This window comes from Streptomyces sp. NPDC059874 (assembly GCF_042731135.1).
Lineage (GTDB): Bacteria > Actinomycetota > Actinomycetes > Streptomycetales > Streptomycetaceae > Streptomyces.
Genome location: NZ_JBHWJY010000025.1, coordinates 93,183 through 102,667 on the forward strand (window position 1 = coordinate 93,183; position 9,485 = coordinate 102,667).

Genomic DNA, 9,485 nt, shown 5'->3' on the forward strand with positions numbered 1-9,485 from the left:
TCTATTGATCTACGGTCGGGGGCATGGTTATGCTCCGGATCATGCAGCTGATCCAGCAGAACCCCGATATCCATGCCTATCTTGCCTCGGATGAGGTAATCGACCACTGGCATCCGTTGGTGCAGGAAACCGCCGATGCCCTCTGGTCCGCCACCGGAGACGCATACTCATACGCCAAGACGGCCTTTGAGTTCGTCCGTGACACCATCCCGCACTCGGCCGACTCCGGGGACATGCGGGTCTCCTGGCGCGCCTCCGACGTACTGAGCACGCGCAACGGCATCTGCTACGCCAAGTCCCACGCCCTCGTCGCCCTGCTCCGCGCCCAGGGCATCCCGGCGGGCCTGTGCTACCAGCTCCTCCTCGCGGACGACGACGGCAGCGACCTCGTGATCCACGGGCTCGTCGCGGTCCGGCTGCCCGGCAGCGAGAGCTGGGCCCGTGTCGACCCGCGCGGCAACAAGCCCGGGGTGGACGCCCGGTTCGACATCGAGGCGGAGCAACTGGCCTTCCCCGTACGCCCGGAGCTCGGCGAGATCGACTACCCCGAGCTGTACGCCGCCCCGCACCCGGCCACCCTCAAGGCGCTCCAGGGCTCCGCCGACCGGCCGGAGTTGTGGCGAAACCTGCCGACGGCCCTGTGACCGCCTTCGCCGGTACGCGCCCGCGCCCCACCGTCAGCACGTGCAGCAGCGCCGCGGCGAACTGAAGTCCGGCGATCCCGGTCAGCAGCAGCCCCGCGGGCGCGTCGGCCGCGAGCCCCACCAAGGCCGCGCCGGCCGACGCGGCCGTCATCTTCAGCCCCGCCCCCAGGGTGAACACCTGCGTGCGCACCCCGTCCGGGGCGTACTCCGAGCGGATCCGGAGCGTGGCCGTCAGCAGCGGCCCGTCGCACACCCCGGCCACCGCGAACAGCACGGCCGTGACCGCGACGGAAGGCGTGAACGCGGCCGCCGTCAGCGCCACCCCCGTCCCCACCAGCGCCCACCGCACCAGCCGGCCGGGCTCCACCGACGTCATCCGGCCCAGCGTGAGCGAACCCGCCAGGGCGCCCACCGCGAAGGCCGTCATCAGCACGCCCCCGGCGCCCGGGCTGCCGAGCCCGGCGGCGAGCAGCACCGAGGTGGTCGTGAGCGAGCCGATGCCGACGAAGGCCAGGGTCGTGGCCGAGGTGATCGCCCGCAGCTCCCGGACCCGCCACAGCGCCGTGAGCCCCGCGCCGGCTCCGGACAGGGCCCCGCGCCTCGGCACCCCCGCGCCCCGGTCCTCGTACGCGAGGGTCGCGGCCATCGCCGCCGCCAGCGCCCCGGACGCCGCCAGGACCCCCATCGCCGGCGCTGCCGAGACCACCGCCGCGACCAGGCTGACCGCCGCCGGGGCGGTGACCGCCGCGGCGTTGTAGGTGGAGGCGTCCCAGCCGTACGCCCGGTCTCGCCCGGGCCCCGCCGGGACCAGTCCCGTGACCAGGCTGGACAGCCCACCCGTGACCATCGGCCCACAGGTCCCGCCGAGCACCGCCACCGCGAACACCAGCGCCGCCGGCGCCCGCCCCAGCAGTACGGACAGGGCCGCCACGGCGGCCGTGAATCCCGCCAGCGCGCCCACGTGGAACAGCCGCGGCCTGCGCGTCCGGGCCGCGGCGGCGCCCGCGAGGGGGGCCGCCAGCACGTTCGGAACCAGCCAGGCCGTCAGGACGAACGCCCCGTGCGCCGCGCTCCCGGTGCGCTCCAGGGCGAGCAGCACCACGGCCATGCCCATGCCCTCGTTGGCGAACCGCGCGGCCAGCGCCGCCGCCAGGTAACGCCCGAACCCGCCCATTCCGGCCCTCCCCGCATTGTGTAACGTGATAGGCGAACAAGACGTTACGTCATTCGAGTGTACGGGGAAAGGATCCAGGCATGGTGGACTCCGGAGGGGGCTTCTCGGTCGCCCGGCGGCTGATCGACCTCGCCGAGGCGGTCCGCACCACCCCCGAACTGTCCCGCGCCGAACTCGCGGAGCTGCTCGCCGGACACGGAGAACGCCCGGCCGACCTCACCGAGGAGGCCTTCCCCGAGGCGAGCGCGGCGGAACTGCGCGCCGCCGCCCGGCGGATGGGGGAGGTGCTCGCCGAGAACGACGAGGACCGGGCCGCCGAGGCGCTCAACGCGCTGTTCGAGGAATGCGCCACCCGACCCCGGCTGACCCGGCACGACGGCCACCCCTGGCACCTGCACGTGGACCGGGGCGAAGGGGCAGGCTGGGGCGACTGGTTCCTGGCCTCCGGCGCCCTCGCCCTCGCCCAACTGCTCACCGAGTACGGGCGGATCGCCTGGGGGGCCTGCGCCGCCACGGGCTGCGGGCGGTTCTTCCTGGCCACGGGGCCGGGCAGTGCTCGCCGGTACTGCTCCGGCACGTGCGCCACCCGCGCCCGGGTGGCGGCCCATCGCCGCCGGATGCGCGAACGCTGACGGCTGATAGGAAACTTTCTTGTCGGACATCGTTGTCAACTTGGCATGGGCATGAGTATCTTCGGGCGACCGGAACCCCTCCCACCGGAACCCCTCCCACCGGAAGGCCCCCATGCGTTTCGGAATCCCCGCAGGGCTCGCCGCCCTGACCCTCGGCTTAGCCGTGACCCTGCTTCCCGCCCCGACCTCGGCGGCGCCCGCAGAGCCCGCAGCCCCCGTGGCCCCCGCCCGTCCGGCCGCCCCCGCGCAGTTCGCGCACCCCGGAGTCCTCAGCAGCCGCGCCCAGTTGGAGTTCGTCCGTACTCAGGTACAGGCCGGTCGGCAGCCCTGGAAGGCTGCGTACGACCAGATGCTGGCGAGCACATACGCCTCGCCGACCCGGACCGCGAAACCCCGCGCGGTAGTCGAGTGCGGCTCGTACTCCAACCCGAACCTCGGCTGCTCCGACGAGCGCGAGGACGCCATCGCCGCCTACAGCCACGCACTCGCCTGGTACGTCACCAAGGACGCCGCGCACGCGAGGAAGTCCATCGAGCTGATGGACGCCTGGTCCGCGATCATCAAGGAACACACCAACAGCAACGCGCCGCTGCAGAGCGGCTGGGCCGGCTCCACCTGGCCGCGCGCCGCCGAGATCATCAAGCACACGTACACCGGCGGCTGGCCGAACCAGGGGCGTTTCGCCACCATGCTGCGCGAGGTCTACCTGCCCGAGGTGATCGGCGGGAAGCCGAACAGCAACGGCAACTGGGAACTGATCATGATGGACGCGGCCGTCGGCATCTCGGTCCACCTCGACGACCGCGCGAGCTACGACAAGGCGATGGGCATCTACCTCGGCCGCGTCCCCGCCTACTTCTACCTGGCGTCCGACGGCGCGCAGCCCGCCTACCCGCCGCGTTCGAACATCGACACCAGGAGCGAGCTGATCGACTACTGGCACGGCCAGAGCACCTTCGTGGACGGACTCGCCCAGGAGACCTGCCGGGACTTCGGTCACACCGGCATGGCCATCGCGGCGACCATGCACGTCGCCGAGACCTCACGGATCCAAGGCCGCGACCTGTACCCGCAGTTCAAGGACCGGTTCCGGCACGCGCTGGGCTTCCACGCGAAGTACGAACTCGGCGAGGCGGTCCCGTCCTGGCTCTGCGGCGGCAAGGTCGTCAAGGGGATCGGGCCGGCCACCGAGGTCGGCTACAACGCCCTGCACACCCGGCTCGGCGTCACCATGGAGAACACCCGCAGGCTCACCGAGGGACGGCGCCCCGCGGGCACCGAGAACCACTTCGAGGCCTGGGAGACCCTGACCCACGCCGCGAACCCCAACTGAGCTCCGGGCACGGCCGAGCGACGGCCCCGCACCGTGTGCGGGGCCGTCGCTCATGGCTTCTGCGGGGTCAGCCCCGCTCCTTGGCCTCGGCCGCCGTCGGCGCGGTGCCGCCGAGGTGCGCCGGGAGCCACCAGGAGTCGGTGGCGTCCTTGGGCTTGGTCGGATAGGCGCGCTGCGCGGAGTCGAGCAGCTCCTGGACCCGCTCGCGCAGCCTGCGCGTGATCGCACCGGCGTACTGGTCGGTCGGCGCCTCGATCGGCTCGCCCACCCGCATCGTCACCGGGATGTGGCTGCGCTTCAGGTCCTTCGGCCGCCCCTTGGTCCACAGGCGCTGGGTGCCCCACAGCGCCACCGGGATCAGCGGGACACCGGCCTCCTGCGCCATCCGCGCCGCACCCGACTTGAAGCTCTTGAGGGTGAAGGACTGGGAGATCGTCGCCTCCGGGAAGACCCCGATGATCTCGCCGGACCGCAGCGAGTCGAGGGCGTGCTGGTACGCCGTCTCACCCTGCTTGCGGTCCACGGGGATGTGCTTCATCGCGCGCATCAGCGGGCCCGACACCCGGTGCCGGAAGACCGACTCCTTCGCCATGAAGCGCACGAGCCGCTTCTGCGGCCGCGCGGTCAAGCCGGCGAAGATGAAGTCGAGATATCCGATGTGGTTCGACACCAGGACCGCCCCGCCCTGGCGCGGGATGTTCTCGGTGCCCTTCATGTCGATACGGATGTCGAGCGCCCGGAACAGCGTGTGCGCGGCGCCGATCACCGGGGGGTAGACGAGCTCAGCCATGGTGCGGAACCCCGCTTTCTGCCTGGGGAGGTGCTCCCGGCCGGAAGTTACGGCAGCGTAGGTACGCGGCCATGGGGATCGTGCCCCATACGCGGGCTGCTGGCCAGTCCAGAGGCCCGCGCCCGGGGAGATTCTCGTCACGCCGGGAATTCCGCAGGTCCGAGCCGCGCTCCGATCCTCGGACGAGCGTACGGCGATGATGTACGTGGACGAAGGCCGAGACGAAGGCCGATGAAGGCGGGCGGAGGCGGAGTGCGGGTGCTCGGGCGAGCGGACGGGCCGACCAGGCTGGGCGCGGCGGAACTGGGTGCGGACCCGGGGGAGCGGGCCAGCCTCGTGCAGTTCTCCAGCGCCTTCTGCCAGCCCTGCCGGGCCACCCGGCGGATCCTCGCCGAGGTCGCGGCGATGGTCGAGGGGGTCGCACACATCGAGATCGACGCCGAGGAACGGCTGGACCTCGTACGGGCCCTCGGCATCGAGAAGACCCCGACCGTGCTCGTACTGGACTCGGCGGGCCGTGTCGTGCGGCGGGCGGCCGGGATGCCGCGCAAGGTGGACGTGATCGCCGCCCTCGGGGCCGCGGTATGACATGGCGCCCGCTCGACCGCCGGGCCCGGACGCGCCGGTGCGCGCGCCCGCACGCAGCGTGACGCGCCTGACATCTGTCCCGTCCCGCTTGACTGTGTACACGGGAGATCGCCAGGCTGGCGGCATGCGGTTTGAACTCCTGCTCTTCGGCCGGGTCCACATAGACCTCGTCCGCCACGCGAGCGCGCGCTGTTGGGATCACTGAACGCCCCGACCCCTGATCCCCGACCGTGCCCGCGATCGCAGCGGCAGAAGGAAGACACATGACCGCCCCGACGGCTCCGTCCCCCCGCCTCGACACCGTCCGCCCCGGCTCGCCCGAACTCCTGCGCTCCGTCTTCCGTCGGCACGCCGCCGGCGTTGCCGTGATCACCGCCGCGGACGGCGGGCGGCCGGTGGGCTTCACCGCCACCTCGCTCAACTCCGTCTCCGCCGAGCCGCCCCTGCTGTCGTTCACGATCGGCACCGGGTCCTCCAGCTGGCCCGCGGTGCGCGACAGCGAGTACCTCGGCGTCCACATACTCGGCGAGCACCAGCGGGAGGTGGCGGGCCTGTTCGCCCGGAGCGGAGCCGACCGCTTCGGTCCGGCCACCGACTGGAGCGTCGGCCCGCACGGGGTCCCGGTCCTGGACGGTGTGCTGGCGTGGCTGGTCTGCCGGGTCGTGGCGCGTGTGCCCGCCGGCGAGCACCGTGTGATCATCGCGGAGGCGGTCGCCGGGAACCCGGCAGGGGATCCCACGGGGCAAGGCCTGCCCCTCCTGTACCACCAGGGGCGCTTCAACGCGTTGCGCGACTGAATCGTCCCTGTTGGGGCGGGTTGGAGGGCGTTGGACAGATCACAGTTCACCGGCCTTGCGACTTGGTGGAACCCACGGTGTACTGACGAGTAACATTCCCATCGGAGCGCGGGCCGCCCCGACCGGGATCCGCCCGACAAGGCGCCTATGCTGCCTGCACAAGGCGGTATCAGAAAAAGACGATGCGGTAGGAGAGCCGGCGTGAGCCTGAGGATCGTTGTCTGTGTGAAGTACGTGCCCGACGCCACCGGCGACCGGCACTTCGCCGATGACCTGACCGTCGACCGCGACGACGTCGACGGCCTGCTGTCGGAGCTCGACGAGTACGCCGTCGAGCAGGCGCTGCAGATCGCCGATGAGGCCGACGACGCCGAGATCACCGTCCTGACGGTGGGCCCCGAGGACGCCAAGGACGCGCTGCGCAAGGCGCTTTCGATGGGCGCCGACAAGGCCATCCACGTCGAGGACGACGACCTGCACGGCACCGACGTCATCGGCACCTCGCTGGTGCTCGCCAAGGCCATCGAGAAGGCCGGTTACGACCTGGTCATCACGGGCATGGCGTCGACCGACGGCACCATGGGCGTGCTGCCGGCGATCCTGGCCGAGCGCCTGGGCGTCCCGCAGGTCACCCTGCTCTCCGAGGTCAAGGTCGAGGACGGCACCGTGACCGGCCGCCGTGACGGCGACACCGCGAGCGAGCAGCTCGAGGCCTCCCTCCCCGCGGTCGTCTCCGTGACCGACCAGTCGGGCGAGGCCCGCTACCCCTCCTTCAAGGGCATCATGGCCGCCAAGAAGAAGCCGGTCGAGTCCTGGGACCTGGAGGAGCTGGAGATCGAGGCCGACGAGGTCGGCCTGGAGGGCTCCTGGACCGCGGTCGACTCCGCGGCGCAGCGCCCGGCCCGTACCGCCGGCACGATCGTCAAGGACGAGGGCGAGGGCGGCAAGCAGCTGGCCGAGTTCCTGGCCGGCCAGAAGTTCATCTAAGAGCTTCGGCCACCCCTCATAGCCCCCAGACACTTCGCAATAGCAGGAGAGCAGTCCCATGGCTGAAGTTCTCGTCTACGTCGACCACGTGGACGGCGCCGTCCGCAAGCCCACCCTCGAGCTGCTGACGCTGGCCCGCCGCATCGGCGAGCCCGTCGCCGTCGCCCTGGGTGCCGGTGCCGCCGACACCGCCGCCGTGCTCGCCGAGCACGGTGCGGTCAAGGTCCTCACCGCCGACGCCCCCGAGTTCACCGAGTACCTCGTGGTGCCGAAGGTGGACGCGCTCCAGGCCGCGTACGACGCCGTTTCCCCGGCCGCCGTGCTCGTCCCGTCCTCCGCCGAGGGCAAGGAGATCGCCGCCCGCCTGGCCGTCCGCATCGGCTCCGGCATCATCACCGACGCCACCGACCTGGAGGCGGGTGACGAGGGTCCGGTCGCGACGCAGGCCGCCTTCGCCGCCTCGTTCACCACCAAGTCCCGTGTCTCCAAGGGCACCCCGGTCATCACCGTGAAGCCGAACTCGGCCCCGGTCGAGGCCGCTCCGGCCGCCGGCGCCGTCGAGGCGCTCGCCGTCACCTTCGGCGCCCTGGCCACCGGCACCAAGGTCGTCTCCCGCACCCCGCGCGAGTCGACCGGCCGCCCCGAGCTGACCGAGGCCGCGATCGTGGTCTCCGGCGGCCGCGGCGTCAACGGTGCCGAGAACTTCCACATCATCGAGGACCTCGCGGACTCCCTCGGTGCGGCCGTCGGCGCCTCGCGTGCCGCCGTCGACGCCGGTTGGTACCCGCACACCAACCAGGTCGGCCAGACCGGCAAGTCGGTCTCCCCGCAGCTGTACATCGCCTCCGGCATCTCGGGCGCGATCCAGCACCGGGCCGGCATGCAGACCTCGAAGACCATCGTTGCCATCAACAAGGACGCCGAGGCCCCGATCTTCGACCTGGTCGACTACGGCGTGGTCGGCGACCTGTTCGCCGTCGTCCCGCAGCTGACCGAGGAGATCAAGGCGCGCAAGGGCTGACCTGCGCTTCTCTTCGTAGCTCCACTTCTCCGGGGCCGTGTGGTGTTTCTCACCGCGCGGCCCCGAGTCGTTTGTCCCACGCGTCGGAGGGACCATTGACGGAGCGGAACCCCGTGACTAAATTCTGCTATGCGGATCTAAGCTTCCGTGAAGCGGAAAAGAGGAGAGTGCACGATGGGTCAGCAGGAGAAGGTGGCGACGAGCCTCGCAGGCGCGGTCAGCGAGGGCATCAGCGCCTCCCTCGCGCCGGTGGACGCGGAACTCGCGCGCCACTACCCGGGCGACCCCGGCACCCGTCAGCCCATCCACACGGTCTACGTACCGGGTGACGTCTTCGCGGCGGACACCATCCGCTCCTGGGGCGACCAGGCCCTCGCGGCCCTCGACGAGCACGCCCCGGACGCGGCCACCTTCGCCAAGGTACTCGGCATCTCCGACGAACTGGCCGTGCCGGTCTACGACCGCGTCCGCGCCAAGCTCGCCTCCGAGCCCATCGAGGACCTCCGCGTGGACTTCGAGGACGGCTTCGGCGTCCGCTCCGACGAGGAGGAGGACCAGGCCGCGGCCCGCGCCGCCCGCCTGATCTCCGAGGCGTACTCCAACGGCACCAATGCCCCCTACATGGGCATCCGCATGAAGTGCATGGAGTCCAACGTCCGCGACCGCGGCATCCGCACCACGGACATCTTCCTGTCCGGCCTGCTCGCCCACGGCGGGCTCCCGGACAACCTGGTCCTGACCCTGCCCAAGGTCACGTACGCCGAGCAGGTCACCGCCTTCGTCCAGCTGCTGGAGGCCTTCGAGACGGCCCGCGGCCTGCGCCCGGGGCGGATCGGCTTCGAGATCCAGATCGAGACCAGCCAGTCCATCCTGGCCTCCGACGGCACCGCCACCGTGGCCCGCATGATCGAGGCCTCCAAGGGACGCGCCACCGGACTGCACTACGGCACCTTCGACTACAGCGCCTGCGTCGGCGTCTCCGCCGCCTACCAGGCCAGCGACCACCCCGCCGCCGACCACGCCAAGGCGATCATGCAGGTCGCGGCCGCCGGCACCGGCGTACGCGTCTCCGACGGCTCCACCAACGTGCTGCCCATCGGCACCACCGAGAAGGTCCACGAGGGCTGGAAGCTGCACTACGGCCTCACCCGCCGCGCCCTGGCCCGCGCCTACTACCAGGGCTGGGACATGCACCCGGCGCACCTGCCGACCCGCTACGCGGCCGTCTTCACCTTCTACCGCGAGGGCCTCGAAACCGCCGCCGCGCGTCTGAAGGCGTACGTCGCCAAGATCGAGGGCGACGTGATGGACGAGCCCGCCACCGCCAAGGCCCTGGCCGGCTACCTGGTCCGCGGCCTGGACTGCGGCGCCGTCGGCGCCGAGGAGGTCACCGCCCTGACCGGCCTGACCCGCGCGGAGCTGGACGCCTTCGCGATCCCCCGCCGCTCGGCCACGCTGACGGCGACCGCCTGATCCCGAACTGCGCGCGAGGCCCGGCCGGGGCCAGCCCTCCGCGTCC

The 9,485-nt window shown here is 71.6% G+C and carries 10 protein-coding genes; 8 read left to right on the plus strand and 2 right to left on the minus strand.

Annotation, left to right across the window (positions count from 1 at the left end; all coding sequences use genetic code 11):
• The first annotated feature begins 41 nt into the window (after window positions 1-41).
• A complete protein-coding gene (locus ACFV9H_RS17155) occupies window positions 42-644 on the plus strand; it encodes a transglutaminase family protein (protein ID WP_385398560.1) in 603 nt (200 codons plus the stop codon).
• Here the strand turns inward: ACFV9H_RS17155 and ACFV9H_RS17160 are convergent.
• The gene (locus ACFV9H_RS17160) at window positions 580-1,818 is read right to left on the minus strand and encodes an MFS transporter (protein ID WP_385398563.1); all 1,239 of its coding nucleotides are present in this window, start codon (window positions 1,816-1,818) and stop codon (window positions 580-582) included. The two genes, ACFV9H_RS17155 and ACFV9H_RS17160, sit on opposite strands and share 65 nt — an antisense overlap.
• 80 nt (window positions 1,819-1,898) lie before the next feature.
• On the opposite strand from ACFV9H_RS17160, the gene ACFV9H_RS17165 reads away from it, so the two are divergent.
• The gene (locus ACFV9H_RS17165; RefSeq protein WP_385398564.1) at window positions 1,899-2,450 is read left to right on the plus strand and encodes a CGNR zinc finger domain-containing protein; all 552 of its coding nucleotides are present in this window, start codon (window positions 1,899-1,901) and stop codon (window positions 2,448-2,450) included.
• Window positions 2,451-2,562: 112 nt separating this feature from the next.
• The gene (locus ACFV9H_RS17170; RefSeq protein ID WP_385398567.1) at window positions 2,563-3,783 is read left to right on the plus strand and encodes an alginate lyase family protein; all 1,221 of its coding nucleotides are present in this window, start codon (window positions 2,563-2,565) and stop codon (window positions 3,781-3,783) included.
• 67 nt (window positions 3,784-3,850) lie between these two features.
• On the opposite strand, the gene ACFV9H_RS17175 is transcribed toward ACFV9H_RS17170, so the two are convergent.
• Window positions 3,851-4,573: a lysophospholipid acyltransferase family protein gene (locus tag ACFV9H_RS17175; protein WP_385398570.1), complete on the minus strand. Its 723-nt coding sequence runs from the start codon at window positions 4,571-4,573 to the stop codon at window positions 3,851-3,853.
• A gap of 231 nt (window positions 4,574-4,804) precedes the next feature.
• Between ACFV9H_RS17175 and ACFV9H_RS17180 the strand changes: the two genes are divergently transcribed.
• From ACFV9H_RS17180 to ACFV9H_RS17200, 5 genes are all read left to right on the plus strand, one after another.
• Window positions 4,805-5,161, plus strand: a complete 357-nt coding sequence (locus tag ACFV9H_RS17180; protein WP_385398573.1) for a thioredoxin family protein — start codon at window positions 4,805-4,807, stop codon at window positions 5,159-5,161.
• Between the two features lie 263 nt (window positions 5,162-5,424).
• Entirely contained in the window at window positions 5,425-5,958 is a 534-nt protein-coding gene (locus ACFV9H_RS17185) for a flavin reductase family protein (protein WP_385398575.1), read from the plus strand.
• Between the two features lie 201 nt (window positions 5,959-6,159).
• A complete protein-coding gene (locus tag ACFV9H_RS17190) occupies window positions 6,160-6,945 on the plus strand; it encodes an electron transfer flavoprotein subunit beta/FixA family protein (RefSeq protein ID WP_385398577.1) in 786 nt (261 codons plus the stop codon).
• 58 nt (window positions 6,946-7,003) lie between these two features.
• Window positions 7,004-7,966: an electron transfer flavoprotein subunit alpha/FixB family protein gene (locus ACFV9H_RS17195; protein WP_385398580.1), complete on the plus strand. Its 963-nt coding sequence runs from the start codon at window positions 7,004-7,006 to the stop codon at window positions 7,964-7,966.
• Between the two features lie 174 nt (window positions 7,967-8,140).
• Window positions 8,141-9,439 carry a DUF6986 family protein gene (locus ACFV9H_RS17200; protein WP_385398582.1) on the plus strand — a complete coding sequence of 433 codons (1,299 nt, stop codon included), beginning with the start codon at window positions 8,141-8,143 and terminating at the stop codon, window positions 9,437-9,439.
• Window positions 9,440-9,485 lie beyond the last annotated feature (46 nt).